Raw genomic sequence first — 20496 nt, forward strand, 5'->3', positions numbered from 1 at the left:
ATGAGCACCCTCGACACCATCACGCTTTCGGTGCTGCAGGCGGCGCTGCAGCAGGTCTGCGACGAGATGGATCTGACGTTTTCCCGCGCCGCCTTCTCGCCGGTGATTGCCGAGGCCAACGACCGCTCGGACGGGATCTATTCGGCCGTCGACGGCTCGCTGATCGCGCAAGGCAGCCAGGGCCTGCCGGTCTTCGTCGGCGTCATGCAATATTCGACCAGGACGGTGATCGAGATGATCGCCGACGGCCGCTGTCTCGCCCCGGAGCCGGGCGACATCTACATCGTCAACGATCCCTATCTCGGCGGCACGCATCTGATGGATGTGCGCTTCGTCATGCCGGTCTATCGGGGTGGAAAAATCTTCTGCTGGCTTTCCAACACCGGCCACTGGCCGGATATCGGCGGCTCGGTGCCGGGCGGTTTTTCGGCCTCGGCCACCGCGGTCGAGCAGGAAGGGCTCAGGCTGCCGCCGGTGAAACTGTTCAAGAAGGGCACGCTCGATCCGGAGATCTACGCCATCATCTGCTCGAACATCCGCGTCGCCGACCAGCGCATCGGCGACATCCGCGCGCAGGCTGCGGCCCTGCTGATCGGTCAGGACAGGCTCAATGAAATCCTGGATCGTTACGGTGACGAAACCGTTGTCGAGGCGATCGCGGAACTGCGCCGCCGCGCCGCCGAGCAGATGCGGGCCTCGATCGCCGCCATACCGGACGGCGTCTACCGCTCGCAGGCCTTCGTCGATTCCGACGGGGTGGTGAACGAGCCGCTGACCATCAATCTCGCCGTCGAGAAGAAGGGCGACACGCTGACCTTCGATTTCACCGGCTCGTCAAAACCCTGCGCCGGGCCGATGAACAGCGTGCTGGCGACGACCCTGTCGTCGGTCTATCTCGCCATGCGCCACATCTTCCCCGAGGTGCCGATCAGCGCCGGCGCCTTCGAGCCGCTGATCGTGAAGCGACCGGAGGGCACCTTCCTCGACGCGAAATATCCTCGGCCCGTGTCGGGCTGCGCGGCGGAGGTTTCGCAGCGCATCGCCGAGGCGGTGTTCGCGGCCATGGTGCAGGCGTTGCCGGAGAAGGTGACGGCGGCTCCCGCCGGCTCCAGCGGCAATTTCGCGCTCGGCGGCAACGATCCCGTGCGCGGCCGCGACTACGTCATGTACCAGATCTCCGGCGGCGGCTACGGCGGCAATGCCGGCCATGACGGCTTGAGCAACGGCTGCTCGACCATCGGCATTTCGAAATCGCCGCCGGTCGAGATCATGGAGCAGGCCTTTCCGGTGCTCTACCGGCATTATGCGCTGCGCGAAGGCTCCGGCGGCGCCGGCAGGCATCGCGGCGGCTTCGGGCTTGCCTATGAAGTGGAGATCCTGCGCGGCGAGGCGCGCGCGTCCTTCGTCATGGATCACGGCCGCTTCGGCCCGCAAGGCGCGCTCGGCGGCAAGGATGGCATGCCGAACAGCGTGACCGTGTTCCGGGGCGGCGAAGCGCATGTGCCGCCGCATCTGTCCAAGGAGCAGGACATCGCGCTCAAGGCCGGCGACCGCGTGCGTGTCGGCACACCTGGCGGCGGCGGCTATGGCGACCCGCGCCAGCGCGACCCGAAGCTGGTCGCCGAGGATGTCAGGCTCGGCTACTATACGGCCGAACAGGCCAAGGAGATGTTCGGGAGCGTTCCGACCGACTGATTAGGCCAGCTTCGCCAACAGCCGCAGGAAGGTCGCGGCCTCCTTGGCGGTCAGGGGCGCCAGTGTCTCCTCGGTGATGGTGCGGGCGAGCGGGATCAGCCGTTCGATCGCCTCGCGGCCTTCCGGTGTCAGGTTGACCAGCAGGCGACGCTTGTCGACCTCGTGCTTGGAAAGTTCGACCAGGCCGCGCGCTTTCAGCCGGTCGATGACGCCTTTCACTGTCGCGGCATCCATGGCGATCAGCGTGCCGAGTTGGTTCTGCGAGGTCTCGCCGATGTCGTAGAGCTTGGCCAAAGCCGCGAATTGCGGCGGCGTCAGATCGCCGATGTGCGAGGCAAAGATCGAGACATGTCGCTGGTGCGCCTTGCGCAGGATGAAGCCGACCTGGTCCTGCAGATGGTAATTGTTTTCATCCGGCTCTTCGGCCTCGACCAGCCGCAGCAGATTGTCCTCGCCGCTCATCGCAACCCATCCCATGCCTTGATGTCGCTTGCAGCAAGACCGCCCATCCGGTTGTGGACACGCGGACCGCAGGTCATGGCCAGGCAGAACAGGATCTCGTCCGGACGTGGCCCGTCGCTGATGCCGACCTCCATCGCGTCGAAATGGCTGCGCACATAGGCGGCGTTGATGTGGCCGAGCGGCACGTCGAGCCGCGAACCGAAGGCGCCGACCTTCTTGGCCGACGGCACGATCGCCTTGGCGTCGCCGAGCCGCTCGCGCATGGCGTAACCGCCCGGCACGTGCCATAGCGCGCCGTGCTCCAGTTCGCCCGCAGAGCCGACGATGGCGCCCTTGCCGTAGCCGTCGATCTTCTTCACGTCGCCGCCAAGTGCCGCAATCAGCTTGTCGGCCAGCAGAAGGCCGAGCGGCTTCAGGTCATCCATCGCGCCCTGCAACTCCTCGACGTAGCGGCCGGCGAAGGGGTTCTTGACCACGGCGAGAGCGGCGGCGCGCAGCCTTGGCTCCTTGGCCACGGGACCACCGTCGTGAAAAATTTCTTCGGTCAGGACCGCGATCTTACGGATCGGGAATTCAGGCATGGGCAGTTTCCTTCGCTTTATGCTTGTTGGGCGCGACGAGCGCCACCGAGCCACTGATGCGGGTTTGGCCCGCCAGAAACAGCGCCGATGCGGCGATCAGGCCGCGCCGGCGAAAATCTTCGGCGACGGCAAGGCCGTTGTCCAGCGCCCGAGCGACCGCATCGGATGCGAGCGCGCCGACGCCCTGTGTCACCGGCCGGTCGCCGAGATCGCTGTCGGGCGCCAGATCGCGCGCGGGCTCGCGATGGATCGCGGGGTGTCCAGGCAGATCGACGGCGTTGGCGATGAGCGTTGCCGCAGCGTCGGCCTCGGCGCCGGAGCGCGCTAGCACAGTAACCGCATCCGCTATGCCGAGCGAAAAGGAGCGGCCGCGCCAGCCGCTGGTCGCGACGCCGCGCACGCCGTCCTCGGCATGGATCGTGATGCGATCGGCCATGCCATGCCCGGTGCCGGCGATCGCCAGCGTCATCGACTGGCCCTTGCCGAGATGGATGGCGCTGTCGCCGCCATTGTTGACATAGGCGCGCTGCAGCCGGCGCCCGGGAAGCAATGCGGCAAGCATTTCGTCGGCTACCGAGCCGGCGACGGCTGCCATCGGCGTGATGAACCTTTCGGACAATGGCACAACCGCCGCCTCCATGCGCCGTGCCGTCGGGTCGGCGAATGCTCGTGGCTTCAATGATGCCGGGCGACGCAGTTCAGGAAGCTCCGCGACCAGCCCGTTCAAAACCGTCTGGAAGCGCGCGACAGCCTGCGCGTAGGCGGCACGGCATTCATCCGCAGCACCAAAGGCCTCGACGATCAGGTCGATCGGCCCATGGTTGAGATGGAGCCGCCTGCCGTCGGCAAGCCAATGCGCTTGCGGGCCGTTCATCAGCCGGCCCCGTTCGCCGCGGCGCGCCGCAGTTGCGCCAGCGGCGGCCAGGGGTTGTTTACCGGTGCGCCAGCGCCACGGCGCGGATTGAGATACTCGCCGCCCTTGGCGAGGATATCCTCGACGCTGCGGATCTCGTTCTCGTAGCCGCCGAGCCGGATATAGTCGTCGCGGCGCAGCGTGAACTCGATCGGCGCGACGAGCGCCGGCGTCGGCACATAACCGAAGGCGCCTTCGGGCACGCGGGTGACGTCGACCATCAGCGTGATGCCGCCGCCCGGCCAGACATAGACCGGCGCGCCGCCAACCGTGACATAGGTTTTCAAACCCTGCACCGAGCGGGTGAGATTCACAGGGTTTTCGGTGACGCCGGCGCGCAGCGAGCCGCCGGCGCCGCCGATGAACAGCACGGTGCACAGCGCCGGCTCACAATTGTCCTCGATCAGGCCGACGGACTTTTGGAGCCGCTCCGGAAACGGCTTCTCGACCGGCTTCAGCTGGTCGTCGAGCTCGTAATAGGCGAACTGCTCGCCCGTGGTCGACACCATCAGCAGCGACAGGCCGGGGCGCGCCCCCTTCTTGGCGTTCCAGTCGCCGAGGATCGACAACGGATCGGAAATCGTCGTGCCGCCCCAGCCGAGGCCGGGTTCCGAGACCTTGAAATAGCGGCCAGGCGTCGAGCGGCGGCCAATGATCTTTATCCCGGTATCCTCCCAGCCCAGCACCTTGCCGGCCTGGTGCTCGGAGACGACGCCGGTGATGTGATCGTCGACCACCACCACCTCGTCGACGAGACCGCGCCATTGCGTGGCGAACATGCCGATGGTGGCCGAGCCGCAGCCGACGCGCATGCGGTGTTCGACCTTGCCGTCGATGACCGGCGCCTTGCCGGCCTCGACAACGATCGTCGCGCCGCCGTCGATGGTGAGCTCGACGGGCTTCCTGTTGCAAAGGTTGAGCAGCGCGTCGCAGGTGGCGCGGCCTTCAGCCTTGGAGCCGCCGGTCAGGTGATGGACGCCGCCGAGCGACAGCATCTGCGAACCGTATTCGCCGGTGGTGACATGACCGATCGCCTCGCCTTCGGAGCGCACCGTCGTCGTCTCGTCGCCGATGTGGCGATCCGTGTCGATCTTCACCTTGACGCCGCAGTAGGAGAAGATGCCTTCGGTGACGACGGTGACGAGGTCGACGCCCTCGACCTCCTGGCTGACGATGAAGGGCGCCGGCTTGTAGTCCGGATAGGTGGTGCCGGCGCCGATCGCGGTGACAAAGCGGCGGCCGGTGTTGACCAGCTCGCCATTCCAGGCCTCGCCCTCGGCGACGAAGGGCACGACCGCGCCGCCGGTCTCGGCGGCATGGTCGAGGATGGTCAGCGGGTCCATGCGCACGATGCGGCCGCCGACATTGCCGTAGCGGTCGCAGGCGCCGGTGCGGCCGTCGGCGATGTAGCACATGACCGGGCAGGCATCGCAGCGGACCTTCTCCGCCACCTGCTTCTCGCCGGGATCGTGGGTTTCGAAACGCTCGGCAAGCTCGCTCATCGGCGCGCCTCCTTCTCGCGGATCGCCGCAAGGATGCGGCTCGGCGTCGCCGGCACCTTGGTGACCAGGACGCCGCTGGCATGGCGGATGGCATTGAGGATCGCCGGCGCCGTCGGGATCAGCACATGCTCGCCCAGGCCCTTGGCGCCGAAGGGACCTTCGGGATCCGGAACCTCGACGAGAATATGCTCGATCGGCGGCACGTCGCCGATGGTCGGAATGAGATAGTCGTGCAGGTTCTCGGTACGGCCGGGGATGTATTCCTCCATCAGCGCCATGCCGATGCCTTGCGCGATGCCGCCCTCGATCTGGCCTTCGACCAGCACCGGGTTGATCGCCTTGCCGACATCATGCGCGGCGGTGATCTTGATCAGCTTCACGGTGCCGAGCCTGAGGTCGACCTCGAGCTCGGCGATCTGCGCGCCATAGCCATAGACGGCGTAGGGCTTGCCCTGGCCCTTGGCGTCGAGCGGCAGCGTCGGCGGGTCGTAGGTTTCTTCGGCGACGAAGACCAGGCCGTCGGCATCAGCCTTCAGGGTCGCGAGATCGATCAGCCGCGTCGCGTCGCCTTCCTGGATTGAGATGCTTGCGCCATCGAGCGCGATCGAAGCCCGGTCGGACACATTGGCAAAGCGCAGGATTTTCTCGCGCAGCGCGCGGCCGGCCTTCTCGGCGGCCTTGCCGGTGACAAAAGTCTGCCGTGAGGCGGATGTCTTGCCGGCATCGGGCGTGATGGCGGTGTCGGCGCTTTTCAGCCGGAATTTTTCAAGCGGCAGGCCAAGCGCGTCGGCGCAGATCTGCGTGATGACGGTGTTCGAGCCCTGGCCGATGTCGACGGCGCCCTGGTGAAGGACGACGTCGCCGGAGGCCGAGATACCGACCTTGATGGTCGAGGGATTGGGCAGCGAGGTGTTGCCGCAGCCATACCAGCAGGAGGCGACGCCGACGCCGCGTTTGCTTGCCGTATGGGCCGCGTTGAAGGCCTCCGCATCCGCGAGCGCGCGCGCCCAGTGCGGCTGAAGCTGCTCCAGGCATTCGCCGATGCCGACGCCCGATTCCAGGCGCTGGCCGGTGACCGTTTCGGAACCGTTACGAAGACAGTTTTTCAGGCGGAAGTCGAGCCGATCCAGGCCGAGCTTAATGGCGAGATCGTCATAGAGAGTCTCCTGCATGATGGTCGCCTGCGGCACGCCGAAGCCGCGGAAGGCGCCGGAGATCGGGCCGTTGGTGTGGATGGCCCGGCCTTCTGCCCGATAGTTCGGTGTGACATAGGGGCCGGAGGCATGCACCGGCACCCGATTGGCGACGGTGGGGCCCCAGCTTGCGTAGGCGCCGGTGTTGAAATCGCCGGAGAAGACCATGCCGGTGACGCGGCCCCCGGCGTCCGTGCCGATGGTTGCCTGCATCTCGGCCGGATGGCGCTTGGTGGTCGACATCATCGATTCGTTGCGCGTGTAGACGAGTGCCGCCGGCCGGCCCGTCTTCATCGCCACCAAGCCGATCAGCGGCTGCAGCGAGACATCGAGCTTGGAGCCGAAGCCGCCGCCGGTGGCGGTCGGCACGATGCGCACCTTGTCGACGGGAAGGCCCAGCACCTTGGCCGTGTCGTCGCGGTCCATATAGGGCGCCTGCGTGCAGGCGACCACGACCAGCGTGCCGCCGTCCATGTAGGCATAGCCGGCTTCCGGCTCGATATAGGCGTGCTCGACGAAGGAGGTCTCGATGGCGCCGGACGCCGTGACGGCAGCGCCGGCAAGCGCGCCATCGGGATCGCCGCGCTCGACAAAGCCGGAGGTGAGCAGGTTCGCCGGCCGATGCTGGTGGATGAGCTTGGCGCCGTCGGCCTTCGCGTCTGAGGGCTGCAGCACATGCGGCAGCTCCGTCCAGGCGACTGGAAAATCCGTCAGGTCGAGATCCAAGATCGCTTCGCGTTCGCCAGCCACCAGCGCCACCGCTTCGCCGCGAAAGCGTGCGAAGCCTTCGGCAAGCGCCGGCTGGTCGGCAAAGGGCCCGATGACGCCGAAGCAGTTCTTGCCCGGAATATCGGCGGCGGTGAACACACCGGCGACGCCGGGATGGGATTTGGCCCAGGCTTCGATTTCGTCGAAGCTGAAACGGGCGTGGTGGTGCGGCGAGCGCACCACCAGCACGGCGAGCGCATCGGCCGGGAAGGTATCGCCACCGAATTTTTCGCCGCCGGTGATCTTCGGCACGCCATCGAGGCGGATCGGCGAGGCGCCGACGGCGCTGCCAATCGTCGGCATCCGATGATCAAGGCCGCCAACGTGACGCGATGCGTCCATGACAGCGGCGACGATCTTCCGGTAGCCGGTGCAGCGGCAGAGCACGCCGCCCAGCGCGTCCTGCGTCTCGGCCTCGCTCGGTGTCGGGTTGCGTTCCAGAAGCGCGGTGGCCGCCACCAGCAGGCCCGGCGTGCAGATGCCGCACTGCGCGGCGCCATGCGCCAGGAACGAGGCCTGCAAGGCGGACAGCCTGCCATTGGCGAGGCCCTCGACCGTGGTGACACAAGCGCCGGACACCGAGGCCGCCGGCACCAGGCAGGCGCACACCGGCTCGCCGTCGACCAGCACGGTGCAGGCACCGCAATCGCCGGCATCGCAGCCGACCTTGGTGCCGGTGAGCCGCAACTCGTCGCGCAGAACCTGCGACAGCCGCCGCACCGGCGGCACCGATACATTGACGGCGGCACCGTTGACCTGGAAGGCGATGTCGGCGCGTTCCATGCTCGTGGACGGCCAGGCTTTGCCGATGTCGGGCCGCGCGTCGTTCATGCCGCCACCCTGCCGCTATCCTGGCCGAGGGCGGCACCCGCGGCGCGCACAATGATCTCACGCGCGGCGTGCTCTCGGTATTCGGCGCTGCCGCGCACATCGCCGATCGGCGACAGTTCATCGATCGGCGCAGACAATATCGCGCCGCCAACCGCGGCGGTGATCGGCTGGCCGCGCAGGGCGGCCTCCACGCCGGCCAGACGGCGGGCAACCGCCGAGCAGGCGCCGACGGCGATAGCGGCATCCGCGACCACGCCGCCCTCGACCACCAGCCGAGCCGCAGCCATGGCGATGGAGATGACCAGGTAGCGCCGGGCGCCGAGCTTGACGAAGGCCGATGCGCCGACAGCCGAGCGCTTCGGCACGCGAATGGCCGTGACCATCTCGCCGGGCTGCAGCGCCGTGCGGCGATTGCCGAGGATGAACGCGCCGAGCGGCAAGTGGCGCGTGGCCTTCGCCGACCGCAGTTCGACATCGGCATCGAGCACCAGCAGCGCCGGCACGCCATCGGCGGCGGGCGAGGCGTTGCAGAGATTGCCGGCGACGGAGGCGACGTTCTGGATCTGGACGGAGCCTACTTCGCGCGCGGCGGCCTTCAGCGCGTCGAATGCCGCCGGCAGCGGCTGGCGCACGATGTCGGTCCAGGTCGTGCGGGCGCCGATCCGCCAGTGATCGGCCGTCTCGGCAATGCCGCGCAGCGCGGCGAGACCGTTGATGTCGAGGATGTTGTCGCGGAAAGGCTTCGCGCCCTGCGCCGGATAGAAATCCGTGCCGCCGGCGAGAACGCGCCAGCGATCCTCGCCGAGCAGAGCGAGCGCCTCGTCGACCGTGGTGGGTTTCGCGTAACGGGTCACGCCTTGCCTTCCCGAAAAGGGGCCTTTCCGAGGGAATCTGCCGCCGTCCCAGTCAGGCAAATTCATTCGTATGCAAATGATATCAACTTCGCGGCGATTGTCAAAGCGAAGCCACCGGCCAGGCCTGTCGCAAACAAGCCGCCACGGCTTTGTTATGCCTATGGAGGTTGACGCCGCCGGCCATCTGGTCAAGGTTCCGTGTCCGGTCTCGTCAACCGGAGCCCAAGCCGAGACAGAAGGGAGGCCGCATGGCCGACGAAGCGCTCATCGTCATCGACCTGCAGAACGATTTTTGCCCCGGCGGCGCGCTGGCTGTTGCCGGCGGCGATGAGATCGTGCCGCTGGTCAACGACCTGATCCGGCGGACCGACCATGTGATCCTGACGCAGGACTGGCATCCCGCCGGCCATTCGAGCTTCGCTTCCAGCCATCCCGGAAAGCAGCCTTTCGAGACCATCGAGATGCCCTACGGGCCTCAGACCCTCTGGCCGGACCACTGCATCCAGGGCAGCCTGGGCTCGGATTTCCATTCCGGGCTTGCCTGGACCAAGGCCGAGCTGGTGATCCGCAAGGGCTTTCGCACGGCGATCGATAGCTATTCGGCCTTCTTCGAAAACGACCATACGACGCCGACCGGGCTTGCCGGCTATCTGAAGGAACGCGGCATCGATACCGTCACCCTGGTCGGGCTCGCCACCGATTTCTGCGTCGCCTATTCGGCGCTCGATGCGGTCAAGCAGGGCTTCAAGGCGACCGTGCGGCTCGACGCCTGCCGCGGCATCGACCTCGGCGGCTCGCTCGACACGATGTTGAAAGGTATGCGGGAAGCCGGCGTGACGCTCGAAGACCATTCGTCGGACTGACCCACCTGTGAGGCATCGAGGGGGCTTCACGATATCTGCGAAGGCGTTGGCGGCTGGCATGGCCGGCGCACTCCCGATCGCTTTTCCGCAGTCGGCTTTCGCCGCCGAGGCCCACGAACTGCCGGGCGCGGCGATGTCGTTGTTGTGGGCGCTGCCTTTTGCCGGGCTGCTGCTTTCGATCGCGACCGGACCGCTGCTCTTCCATCATGTCTGGGAACATCACTACGGCAAGATCGCCGCCGGCTGGGCTGCGCTGGTGGTGGCGCCGCTGGCGATCGCCTTCGGCATCCCGACCGCGGGCGAAGCGGTGCTGCACACGCTGCTCACCGAATATATGTCCTTCATCATCCTGTTGTTCGCGCTCTACACGATTTCGGGCGGCATCCTGCTTGCCGGCAACATCCACGGCACGCCGCTGGTCAATGCCGGGCTGCTGCTCGTCGGCGCGCTCCTTGCCTCGGTCATCGGCACCACCGGCGCCTCGATGATCCTGATCCGGCCGATGCTGCGCGCCAACGACAACCGGCCGTTCAACGCCCATGTGGTGATCTTCTTCATCTTCCTGGTCTCCAACATCGGCGGCTCGCTGACGCCGCTCGGCGACCCGCCGCTGTTCGTCGGCTTCCTGCGCGGCGTCGACTTCTTCTGGACGACAGCCAATCTCTGGCGCGAGACGCTGTTCACCGGCGGGCTGGTGCTCGTCATCTTCCTGGCGCTCGACATTGTCCTGCATCGCCGCGAAGGCGGCTTGCCGAAGATCAAGGACCCGACACCGGACACGAAGGTGCGCCTGCGGGGCCTCGCCAACCTGCCGCTGCTCGCCGGCGTGATCGGCGCCATCCTGCTTTCCGCCGGCTGGAAGCCCGGCATCAGCATTCCGATCCTCGGCGTCGGCCTCGAACTGCAGAACCTGGTGCGCGACGCGATCATCCTGGCGCTGGCCTGGCTGTCGCTTCGCGTGTCCTACAAGAGCCACAGGCAAGCGAACGGCTTCAGCTGGGGGCCGATCGCCGAAGTGGCGAAATTGTTTGCCGGCATCTTCATCTGCATCGTGCCGGTCATCGCCATCCTTCGGGCCGGCCACGACGGCGCGCTGGCGCCGCTTGTGTCGCTCGTCACCTCCGCCGACGGCCAGCCGAACAATCTGGCCTATTTCTGGCTGACCGGAGCGCTGTCGTCCTTCCTCGACAACGCGCCGACCTATCTGGTGTTCTTCGAGCTTGCCGGCGGCGATGCAAAGCACCTGATGACCGAGGCCGCCTCGACGCTTGCCGCGATCTCGGCCGGGGCGGTGTTCATGGGCGCCAACACCTATATCGGCAATGCGCCGAACTTCATGGTCTTTGCCATCGCCAGGCATCGCGGCTTCAAGATGCCCGGCTTCTTCGGCTACATGGCGTGGTCGGGCCTGGTGCTGATCCCGACCTTTTTGATTGCGGGATTCCTGTTCTTCAGGTGAGCCGGGAAACCACCACCGGGTCGCTCTGTTCGCGTGATCGCCGCCATCGGCCTCGAAGCTGGTGGGCCGCCGCCATGGGCGACGGCGGCTGCGTATGCGCGGTTGGCAATTTCTGCTATGAGCGAGGCGAGAGTCCGCGATCAGGTTCGTTTCAGAAGCCGAACCGAGTAAATGCTTATCGAAAACACGCCATTCCCGGGGCAACAATGACCATCGAGAAGCTGCCCTATCTGTCGGCCGATTTTCTGGATGGCTTGGCGATTTCGACATCCGACGTGGTTGACGAAATCGAGCGCCAGATCATCGGTCAGAGGCAGGGCGAGGTCTGGTGCGCGCCGAAGGCGGTGGTGCTGCCGGGCGACGACCGCTACATCATGGCGACTCTCGGGGTCGCGACCGAGCCCCCGGTGCTGGCGACCAAATCGCTGGTGGTCAACCCCCGAAACCCCGAGCGGGGACTTGCAACCCTCAACTCAATCGTCACCCTTCTCGACGGCGAAACGGGGCTGCCGCTTGCCGTGGTCGACGGCAATTGGGTGACCGCGAAGCGCACGGCCGGTCTAAGCTGCGTGGCGGCGAGGCGACTGGCTCGGGCCGGTTCGACAAGCGTCGCGTTCATCGGGTGCGGCGTTCAGGCGCGCGGCCATCTCGAGGCGCTGGCTGACCTTTTTCCGCTGCAGGAGATTCGCGCCTTCAGTCGGGGCAAAAGCAGCCGCGACGCACTGTGTCGGATGGCCGAGGCGCGTGGCCTCACCGCGGTGCCGAGCGATACCGCCAAAGCGGCGGTCGAGTCGGCCGACATCGTGGTGACGACGGTCACTCTGGTGCCCGAGCCGGTTCCATTTCTGGATGCGCGTTGGCTGAAGGCCGGCGTTTTTGCGACCATGACCGATCTGGCCCTGCCCTGGTTCCCTGACACCATGGTCAGCTTCGATCGCATCGTCATCGACGACTTGGTGCAAGAGGCGCAGATGAGCAGACCGATGGTCAGGCCCGAACGCGTTGCCGGCGACTTGACGGGTCTGGTCAGCGGCGACGTGTCCGGTCGTCAAAGCCCGAGTGAGCGAACTGCTTTCGTGTTCCGTGGCATGGCGGTCGGCGATCTCGCAATAGCCGGCCTGGCATTTGTGCGCGCGAAAGCGACCGGCGCCCTGGACAACTAGTGCGTTTCACCGTTTCACGGAAACGGCGAAACGCCCTATCTCCTTGTTTTTGCGCAATTCCGGACGGAAAAACGCTCACACTTTTCCTGGAATTGCTCTCGACTCAAAATCCGGGGCCTGCCTCAACCCACTCCCACATACCGCCGCACCGCCGATGGATCGGCGCGCAAGGCCTCGACATCGACCGTCTCGCGGTTGCGGCCGTTCTCGATGAATGAGACGCGGTCGGCGACCGAGAGCACGGCATCGACGCGCTGCTCGACCAGGATCGTCGAGACGCCGAGATCGCGCAGCTTCGCCACCGTCTCGCGGATCTTTGCGATCATCGACGGCATCAGCCCTTCGGTCGGCTCGTCGAGCAACAGCACCTGCGGCTCCAGGCAGAGCGCGCGGGCCATGGCCAGCATCTGCTGCTCGCCGCCGGAGAGCGTGCCGGAGCGCTGCTTCAGCCGCTCGCGCAGCAGCGGGAAAAGATCGAGCACTCTCTCACGCGTCGCCTTGCCCTTGCCGCGGGTCATCAGGCCGATCTCGATGTTCTCCGCCACCGTCATCTCGGCAAACAGCCGCCTGCCCTGCGGCACATAGGCGACGCCCGCCCTCGGCACGTCATGCGCGGCGAGCCCGGTCAATTCCGTGCCGTCCAGCCTGATCGAGCCTGCCGTGGCCGGAACCAGCCCCATGATCGCCTTCAGCGTCGTCGTCTTGCCGGCGCCGTTGCGGCCGAACAGGCAAAGCACCTCGCCCTTGTCGAGCGTGAGGTCGAGGCCGTAGAGCACCTGCACCTCGCCGTAGAAGCAGTCGAGGCCGGAAATGGTGAGCGCCTCAGCCATGGGTCGCTCCGAGATAGGCGTCCTGCACTTGCGTGTCGGCGCGGATCTGCTCCGGCGTGCCCTCTGCGAGGATCTTTCCCGAATTGAAGACGGTGATGCGGTCGGCGAGTTGCATGACCACCGGCATGTTGTGCTCGATCAAAAGCACGGTGGCGCTTTTGGCGATCTCGCGCACCAGCGTGATGAAATTGTCGATCTCGCTGTCGGCCAGGCCTTGCGTCGGCTCGTCGAGGATCAAGAGGCGCGGCCTGAGCGCCAGGCCCATCGCGACTTCCAGCAGGCGCTGGTGGCCGTAGGAGAGATGCCCGGCCAGCGTGCCGGCGCGGTCGGCGAGGCCGGTGCGCTCCAGCGCCTCCATGACGCCGCTCCTCACCTGGCCCTTCGAGCGGCCGTCGGTCAGCGTGCGCTGCACCGGCAGGGCGACGTTGTCGAATGCCGTCAGATTGGCGAAGACGCTGGTGATCTGGAAGGTGTAGGCGACGCCGAGGCGAACCCTTTTGTAAGCCGGCATGGTCGTGATGTCGGCGCCGTCGAAGACGATCATGCCGGAGGACGGGCGGATGCGGCCCGAGAGCAGGCTGACGAAGGTGGTCTTGCCGGCGCCGTTGGGACCGATGATGGCGCGGATTTCGCCGGGGATCAGCGCGAAGTCGACGCCGTCGACGGCGCGCAGGCCGCCGAAATGGCGCGACAAGCCCTTGGTGGTGAGCAGCGGCATCACGGCAGCCACCCCAGCCAGCGCTGACGGATGGAGCCCAGAACGCCCTTCGGGGCGAACAGCACCAGCAGGATCAACGCGACGCCGACGATCAGCAGATAGGCGGATGTGAAGCCGCTGGTGATGTCGGTGACATAATACATGAACAGCGTGCCGATGAGCGGTCCGAGCGTCGTCGCGGCGCCGCCGAGCAGCACCCACAGCAACGGCAGGATCGAATACTGCACCGAGGCGAAGCTGGAACCGATATAGCCGAACAGCAGCGCATAGGCAGCACCGGACGCGGCGCAGATGGCGCCGGAGATAACGACCGCTGCGAGCTTGTTGGCGACCGTGTCGTAGCCCAGCATCTTGGTGCGCTCCTCGTTCTCGCGAATGGCGACAAGAACGCGACCGAAGCGGGAGCGAACGATGGCCAGCGTGGCAAGCAACACGACCGAGAACAGCGCCAGCGCGCTCATGTAGCGGACGGTAGGGTTTGTCAGGTCGAGCGAAGCGCCGCCGATGGTGATCATTCGCGACGCCTGCTGGATGACAAGGCCCTGGTCGCCGCCGGTCCAGGCGGCGAAATAGAGAATGAGCAGATAGAAGGCCTGCGCGAACATCATGGTGACGATCATGAACGCCACACCCGAGGTGCGCAGCGCCAGCAGTCCGATGACCAAGGCGAGCGCCGCGCCGCAGACGATGCCGGCAATGAAGGCCTCCGGCACGCCCCAGCCGAGATGATAGACCGTCAGCCCGGCGCCGTAGAGACCGGCGGAGAAGAACATGGCGTGGCCGAGGCTGAGCAGGCCGACATAGCCGAAGAGCAGATTGTAGCCCATGGCGAAGACGGCCAGCGCCATGATGCGCGCGAAGACGCCCTGGTGATAGTCGGGCAGGACGAAGTTCAGCGCGAACAGCAGCGCGATGACGCCGACATGCAGGGCGTAGATTTTTGCCGGCGAAGCATTCCTCATCGCTGGGCGGTCCCGAACAGGCCCTGCGGCCGGAACACAAGAACCATGGCGACGACCAGCGTGGCGATGATCTTGGCCAGCGTCGGCGAGAAGAACACCGAGACGATACCGTCGGAGAGGCCGATCAATATGGCGGCGACCACGGTGCCGCGCAGCGAGCCGAGGCCGCCGATGATGACGACGATGAAGGACAACAGCAGCGGGTCCTGCCCCATCAGGTAGTGGGCCTGGCTGATCGGCACGATCAGCACCGCGGCGATCGCCGCCAGCATGGCGCCGATGGCGAAGACGCCGGCATAGACGCGCTCGACCGGAATGCCGAAGGCCTGCGCCGTCTCGCGGTCATACTGGGTGGCGCGCATGATCAGGCCGATCCTGGTGCGCGTCAGCACCAGCCATGTGAGCAGGAGCAGAACCGCTGAGGCCGCAACCACCGAGAGCTTGTAGCCGGAATAGCCGAACCAGGGCAGAAGGATGCGGTAGCTGAAGGGCGGCTCGACCGGGCGCGCCTCCGGGCCGTAGAAAGAGAGCGCCAGCTGCTGGATGATGTAGAGCATGCCGATGGTGGCGACGATTGTGCTTTCGGGATTGTAGTTCAGCCGGCGCAGCACCAGCCATTCGGCGAGAAACGCCACCAGCCCGACCAGCAAGGGCGCGATCACGAGTGCCGCGACGAAGCCGATCGCCGGATGGCCGGAAATCGCCGTCGAGACCGCCCAGGCGAGCACCGCGCCCAGCATGAAGAATTCGCCATGGGCGACATTGACGATGCGCATGACGCCGAAGACCAGCGACAGGCCAAGCGCCGTCAGCGCCAGCACGGCGGAGGTGACGAGGCCTTCCAGGGCAGCGAGGAGGAGGTGGGGTCCGAAGTGCATTCAGGGCGCCCTTGACCCTCCCCCTTGTGGGGAGGGTGACCGCGCAGCGGTCGGGTGGGGGGTGGGGCACGAGTCGTAGCGACCCCCACCCCGTCTCATTAGCTTCGCGAGCGAAGCCAATTCGCCGACCCTCCCCACAAGGGGGAGGGTAAAGGCACTTCACAGCGCCTGCGTCGTGTAATCCCCTTCCGGCTCGTAGAGGCCGTCCTCGATCTTGGTCTTGTGGACGACCTTGAGCTTGCCGCCCTCGACCTTGGAGATGTTCTGGATGCCGAAGCACTGGTGGATCTTGCCGTTGAAGGTCTTCGGCCCCTGCGGATGCTCCGGTCCCTCGGCGAATTCCTTCAGCGCCTCGGTCGCCTCGACCAGCTTGGCCCGGTCTTCCGGCCCCTTGTAGCCGGCATCCTCCATCGCCTTCTTGACGACATAGAGCGTTTCCCAGCAGCCGAACATGTGCGAGGCGGTGGAGACGTCCTTGGGATCGCCGACGGCAGCACCATTGTCGTCGATGCCGACGGCGGCGCGGTAGGCCTTCTGCGCGGCGGAGTCATCGGGCTGCGCGTAGCGCGGCGAGCCTTCCCAGAAATGGCTGCCGTCGAGGAATTCGAGGCCGGGGCTGTTGATGTCGGTGGCCTCCAGCGAATCCATGAAGCCGAACAGCTGCGGCCTCTGCGATCCGTAGAACTCGCCAAGCTCCTTGACGAAGGTGAGCACCGCCGGGCCGACCATGACGTGGTAGATGACCTCCGTCTCGGCCGGGATCTGCGGGAAGTATTTGGTGAAGGAACTCTCCGTCGGCGGGATGGCGATCTGCGCGATGACGTCGGCACCCTGCGCCTTCAGCGCCGGCGGCAGGTAGTCGCGATGGTCGTAGCCGAAGGCGAAGTCGGGGAAGATCTGCGTCACCTTCTTGCCGGCGTTGGCCGCGATCCAAGGCGCCATCGACTGGATCTGGCTCTTCACGTCGGTGATGCCCGGCTGGAAGACGTAGCGGTTGAGCTTGGTCGAGGCGACGTGGTGGCCTTCGCTGACCACGAAATAGGGGATCTTGTTCTCGCCGGCAGCGGGCGCCGAGCCGATCACGACATGCGAGAACAGCGTGCCGAAGACGATGTCAGTCTTGTGCTGCTTGGCGAACTTGCCGACCACCTCGGCGCCGCGGGCGGGGTCGGTGCCGTCATCCTCGATGACAAGCTCGACCTTGCGGCCGCCGATGCCGCCAGCGTCGTTGATCGCCTTGACGGCGGCTGCGCTCGTCTTCTCGTACCAGCGGCCATAGGCGGCGCCGATGCCGGTGCGGTGCGACTGGAAGCCGATCTTGATCGGCGCCGAGCTCTGCGCCTGGCTGTAGCGGACGAAGCCGGGCGCCAGCGCCAGACCGGCGCCGGCCGCCATGCCCTTCAGCGCGGTGCGGCGCGAAAGCGTGGTCTTGGAGAGGTCGAAAAATCCGTTCTTGTCAGCCATGTCCGTTCCCCTGTTTTTTCAGTCTTGACCAGCGATAAGGCGGCACGATCCTCCGCGCTCGGAGGACGCGAAAATTGCATGTGTACAAACTAAATCACCAAAGCCATGGCGTGGCAAGCGAGCTTCGCTGGGACACTCTCACCCGGCAGTCGGCGTGGCAAGCAGCCATAGGCCGAATATCGTGTAGGCGATCATCAGAAGCGTCAGCGGCAACTGGCTGAGCGCCGCGCGGGACGGTTGCGGATGCAGGCGCCAGGCGAGCCCGTGCGCGATCAGCACCGCAAGCACGTGGCCGGCGATGATGACGCCGGCCTGGCAATTCCACAGCCACCAGGCCGATCCGGCGCCGGCCACGACACCCGCCTCGACCACCATGTCGGCGGTGCCGAACAGGTTCCAGCCTAGCGCGAAGGGATCGGACAGCGCAGCCAGCGCGTATTGGCCGTCGACCAGCAGCGCTGCGAGGTAGTGGGCGATGTGATAGGCGAGCGCGATCGGCACGATCGACCACACCAGCAGGCCGGACGCCTCGCCGAATGAATGCCCGCCGCCGGCAAGGCGCTGGCCGAGGAAGACCGCCAGCGCGAAGATCGCCGCCAGCAAGACAAAAGTCAGCACGAGGCCGGAAGTGCCGATGCCGATCAGCGCGGTGCGGCCGGGAAACTCCAGCGGATTGATGCCGAACAGGCCGAGCCAGAAGAAGGTTTTGGACAGGCCGTCGAAAGATACCGAAGACAAGGCCAGCAAGAGAAAGGCCGTGCCGCTTGCCGGCAGCGGGGACGCGGCCAGCAGCTTCGAGCCCGGCCAGCCGAGGCCGAGCCGGCCTTGCTCGCGCTGGAAGGGCGCGAAGCGGGCGACCATGGAGAAGAAGATCGTCAGGAATTCGCCGCGCCGGCTCCAGTCCTCGTAGCCGAAGGCCAGCATGGCGACGGCGCTGAACAGCCAGTAGAGGCCGGCAGCGAGGGCCAGGCGGGACGGATCGTCGGGCGCCGGGTCGATCAGCTCGAACCAGGCGAAGGCGAGGAACAGCGCGAAGGCCGGCCAGAGGCCGAGCCGTGAGGGCAGACGTTGCGGGGTCTCGCTTCCGCTTTTGCCGACAAGCAGGGATACGACGCGCCACGGCCCGTACCACGGGTTGAGCCAGGACCAGAGGTCGCCGAAGACGCCCTGCAGCAAGGTGAAGCCGGCCCAAAGCAACGTCCAGATCACCAGCGGAAGCGGGTTGGAGAGGGGATCGCGGCTGCCGAGGAGGCCGGCGGCGATGAGCAGCACGAAGCCGGCAAAGGAAAGCAGGCTGACGATGGTGCGTGGCGCGTCGCCGAAGGGGAACAGGGAGAAGCGCCGACGCCAGAAATTGTCGAGGACCGCCGGCGGCAGCAGCACCAAGACGAGGAAGCTGGCGGCCACGGCAAAAGCGCCGCCGGCGATGTAATAGCCGGTCGGCAGAAGGAGGACATGGCCGCGGTCGGAGGCATGGGCGAAGGCGAGGGTGGGGACGAGCAGTGTGAATGCGGTCGCGAGAGCCAATCGCGAAGGTTGGCGCCCTACGGCGCCTGCGCCCCCCTCTGTCCTGCCGGACATCTCCCCCTCAAGGGGGGAGATTGGCAGCTTCTCTGCCGGCGCTTCCCCTGCAACGCTGAAGATTGGCGAAGGTGGAGATGAGAGACCAATCTCCCCCCTTGAGGGGGAGATGTCCGGCAGGACAGAGGGGGGCGCGAAGGAACTCAGCCTATCCAACTTTGCCGTCTCGCGTGGCGATACGGGAAGCACCCGCCACCCTCAAACCTTGACCAGCTGTCTCACGCGCCCTTTCTCGCCAAATATCCTGAGATACCTCTTGATCTCCTTCTCATCCCCCGTCGCCTTGGCCGGGTTGTCGGAGAGTTTCACCGCAGGCCGGCCATTGGCTTCGCTGACCTTGCAGACCAGCGAGATGGCATCGAGGCTCTTGGTCTCTGTCGGCGCGCAGCCTTCGAAATCATTGGTGAGGTTGGTGCCCCAGCCGAAGGACATGCGCACCTTGCCCTTGAAGTGACGATAGGCCTCCTCGATGGTCTCGACCTCGAGCCCGTCGGAGAAGATGAGCAGCTTTTGCCTCGGGTCCCTGCCCTTCTCGCGCCACCAGGAGAGGATCTTCTCGCCGCCTTCGATCGGCGGCGCGCTGTCGGGGCGGAAGCCGGTCCAGTCGGCGATCCAGTCCGGCGCATCGCGCAGGAAGGCAGCCGTGCCGAAGGTGTCCGGCAGCACGATCAGAAGGTTGCCGCCGTAGTAGCGCTGCCAGTCCTGCAGCACCTTGTAGGGCGCTTCGCGCAACTCCTCTTCGGAATTGGCAAGCGCGCCAAAGACCATCGGCAGCTCATGGGCATTGGTGCCAAGCGCCTCGAGGTCGTTGTCCATGGCCAGAAGCACGTTGGAGGTGCCGGTGAAGGCCTCGCCGATGCCTTCCTTCAGCGCCTCGACGCACCAGCGCTGCCACAGGAAGGAGTGGCGGCGGCGCGTGCCGAAATCGGAAATGCGGATGCCGGGCAAGGCCTTGAGCCGCTCGGTCTTGTCCCACATCTTGGCCTTGGCCCGGGCATAGAGCACGTCGAGCGCGAACGGGCCGAAGGAGCGCAAGGCTGCGCGGGAACGCAGCTCATTGATGATTGCCAGCGCCGGGATCTCCCACAGCGTGGTGTACATCCAGGGGCCGGGGAAGGACAGTTCGTACTGGCCATCGCGCTTGGTGAGCTCATAGTCGGGCAGCTGGAAATCTTCGAGCCAAGCGAGGAATTCCGGCTCGAAAATCTGCTTGCGGCCATAGAAGGTATTGCCGCCCAGCCAGATCATTTCTTTCTTCGAGAAGCGCAAGGTGCGGGCATGGTCGAGCTGCTCGCGCAATTCGCCTTCGTCGATCTCGTCGGCGAGCCGCACCGAGGTGGTTCGGTTGATCAGGGTGAAGGTGGCGTCGACCTTGGGGTACATGCCCCAGATCATCTGCAGCATCAGAAGCTTGTAGAAATCGGTGTCCAGCAGGCTGCGGACGATCGGGTCCAGCTTCCAGGTGTGGTTGTAGACGCGCCGCGCTATATCGGTCTTTGCCATGTCCTGCCTTCACTGCTCAGGCTAGCCTTGTTATTGAGCAATTCCGGACGGAAAACCGCTACAGGCTTTTCCTGGAATTGCTCCGAAAGCCTCTTAGCATCGAATTTCCGAAAGTTCTGCCCGCTTTGCCCGCTGGCCCGACAAAAAGCAGCCATGCAAGTCCAGCGCTCAGGACGCCGTCCTGGACCATTTCACCGTTTCACGGAACCGGCGAAATGCTCCAGTTTTTTGTTGACGCAATTCCGGACGGAAAACCGTTTCACACTTTTCCTGGAA

At 65.9% G+C, this 20496-nt stretch carries 17 protein-coding genes; 4 read left to right on the forward strand and 13 right to left on the reverse strand.

What is annotated here, in order from left to right; all coding sequences use genetic code 11:
• Complete coding sequence (locus EN874_RS10705; RefSeq protein ID WP_127424751.1) at nt 1-1695, forward strand: hydantoinase B/oxoprolinase family protein; 1695 nt, start codon at nt 1-3, stop codon at nt 1693-1695.
• Here the strand turns inward: EN874_RS10705 and EN874_RS10710 are convergent, their stop codons facing one another.
• Genes EN874_RS10710 through EN874_RS10735 form a run of 6 tightly spaced genes read right to left on the reverse strand, consistent with a single transcriptional unit; the run spans nt 1696 to nt 8799 of the window.
• Entirely contained in the window at nt 1696-2157 is a 462-nt protein-coding gene (locus EN874_RS10710) for a MarR family transcriptional regulator (RefSeq protein WP_127424752.1), read from the reverse strand.
• The gene (locus EN874_RS10715) at nt 2154-2738 is read right to left on the reverse strand and encodes an amino acid synthesis family protein (protein ID WP_126086408.1); all 585 of its coding nucleotides are present in this window, start codon (nt 2736-2738) and stop codon (nt 2154-2156) included. Before EN874_RS10715 ends, EN874_RS10710 begins: the two co-directional genes overlap by 4 nt.
• The gene (locus EN874_RS10720) at nt 2731-3612 is read right to left on the reverse strand and encodes a UPF0280 family protein (protein ID WP_127424753.1); all 882 of its coding nucleotides are present in this window, start codon (nt 3610-3612) and stop codon (nt 2731-2733) included. The genes EN874_RS10715 and EN874_RS10720 overlap by 8 nt, the downstream gene beginning before the upstream one ends.
• A complete protein-coding gene (locus EN874_RS10725; protein ID WP_127424754.1) occupies nt 3612-5153 on the reverse strand; it encodes a 6-hydroxynicotinate reductase in 1542 nt (513 codons plus the stop codon). The genes EN874_RS10720 and EN874_RS10725 overlap by 1 nt, the downstream gene beginning before the upstream one ends.
• Nucleotides 5150-7945: a molybdopterin-dependent oxidoreductase gene (locus tag EN874_RS10730; RefSeq protein WP_127424755.1), complete on the reverse strand. Its 2796-nt coding sequence runs from the start codon at nt 7943-7945 to the stop codon at nt 5150-5152. The genes EN874_RS10725 and EN874_RS10730 overlap by 4 nt, the downstream gene beginning before the upstream one ends.
• On the reverse strand, nt 7942-8799 hold the full coding sequence (locus EN874_RS10735) for a xanthine dehydrogenase family protein subunit M (protein ID WP_127424756.1): 858 nt from the start codon (nt 8797-8799) through the stop codon (nt 7942-7944). Before EN874_RS10735 ends, EN874_RS10730 begins: the two co-directional genes overlap by 4 nt.
• Nucleotides 8800-9047: 248 nt before the next feature.
• On the opposite strand from EN874_RS10735, the gene pncA reads away from it, so the two are divergent.
• From pncA to EN874_RS10750, 3 genes are all read left to right on the forward strand, one after another.
• On the forward strand, nt 9048-9662 hold the full coding sequence (pncA, locus tag EN874_RS10740) for a bifunctional nicotinamidase/pyrazinamidase (RefSeq protein ID WP_127424757.1): 615 nt from the start codon (nt 9048-9050) through the stop codon (nt 9660-9662).
• 58 nt (nt 9663-9720) lie between these two features.
• Complete coding sequence (locus tag EN874_RS10745; protein WP_127424758.1) at nt 9721-11121, forward strand: sodium:proton antiporter; 1401 nt, start codon at nt 9721-9723, stop codon at nt 11119-11121.
• Nucleotides 11122-11327: 206 nt separating this feature from the next.
• On the forward strand, nt 11328-12284 hold the full coding sequence (locus EN874_RS10750; RefSeq protein WP_127424759.1) for an ornithine cyclodeaminase family protein: 957 nt from the start codon (nt 11328-11330) through the stop codon (nt 12282-12284).
• Nucleotides 12285-12406: 122 nt separating this feature from the next.
• Here EN874_RS10750 and EN874_RS10755 read toward each other — a convergent pair whose 3' ends face one another.
• The 7 genes from EN874_RS10755 to pncB all read right to left on the reverse strand — a co-directional run bounded on the left by EN874_RS10755 (nt 12407) and on the right by pncB (nt 20220).
• On the reverse strand, nt 12407-13114 hold the full coding sequence (locus EN874_RS10755; protein WP_127424760.1) for an ABC transporter ATP-binding protein: 708 nt from the start codon (nt 13112-13114) through the stop codon (nt 12407-12409).
• Nucleotides 13107-13835, reverse strand: a complete 729-nt coding sequence (locus tag EN874_RS10760; RefSeq protein WP_127424761.1) for an ABC transporter ATP-binding protein — start codon at nt 13833-13835, stop codon at nt 13107-13109. The genes EN874_RS10755 and EN874_RS10760 overlap by 8 nt, the downstream gene beginning before the upstream one ends.
• Nucleotides 13832-14794 carry a branched-chain amino acid ABC transporter permease gene (locus EN874_RS10765; RefSeq protein WP_127424762.1) on the reverse strand — a complete coding sequence of 321 codons (963 nt, stop codon included), beginning with the start codon at nt 14792-14794 and terminating at the stop codon, nt 13832-13834. The genes EN874_RS10760 and EN874_RS10765 overlap by 4 nt, the downstream gene beginning before the upstream one ends.
• Nucleotides 14791-15672: a branched-chain amino acid ABC transporter permease gene (locus EN874_RS10770; RefSeq protein ID WP_127424763.1), complete on the reverse strand. Its 882-nt coding sequence runs from the start codon at nt 15670-15672 to the stop codon at nt 14791-14793. The genes EN874_RS10765 and EN874_RS10770 overlap by 4 nt, the downstream gene beginning before the upstream one ends.
• A gap of 159 nt (nt 15673-15831) precedes the next feature.
• Nucleotides 15832-17136: an ABC transporter substrate-binding protein gene (locus tag EN874_RS10775; protein WP_127424764.1), complete on the reverse strand. Its 1305-nt coding sequence runs from the start codon at nt 17134-17136 to the stop codon at nt 15832-15834.
• Between the two features lie 138 nt (nt 17137-17274).
• Nucleotides 17275-18717 (reverse strand): hypothetical protein, encoded by a 1443-nt coding sequence (locus tag EN874_RS10780; RefSeq protein ID WP_127424765.1) that lies wholly within the window; start codon nt 18715-18717, stop codon nt 17275-17277.
• Between the two features lie 198 nt (nt 18718-18915).
• On the reverse strand, nt 18916-20220 hold the full coding sequence (pncB, locus tag EN874_RS10790; RefSeq protein ID WP_126086422.1) for a nicotinate phosphoribosyltransferase: 1305 nt from the start codon (nt 20218-20220) through the stop codon (nt 18916-18918).
• Between the last annotated feature and the right edge of the window lie 276 nt (nt 20221-20496).

The organism is Mesorhizobium sp. M1D.F.Ca.ET.231.01.1.1, assembly GCF_003999155.2.
Taxonomy (GTDB): domain Bacteria; phylum Pseudomonadota; class Alphaproteobacteria; order Rhizobiales; family Rhizobiaceae; genus Mesorhizobium.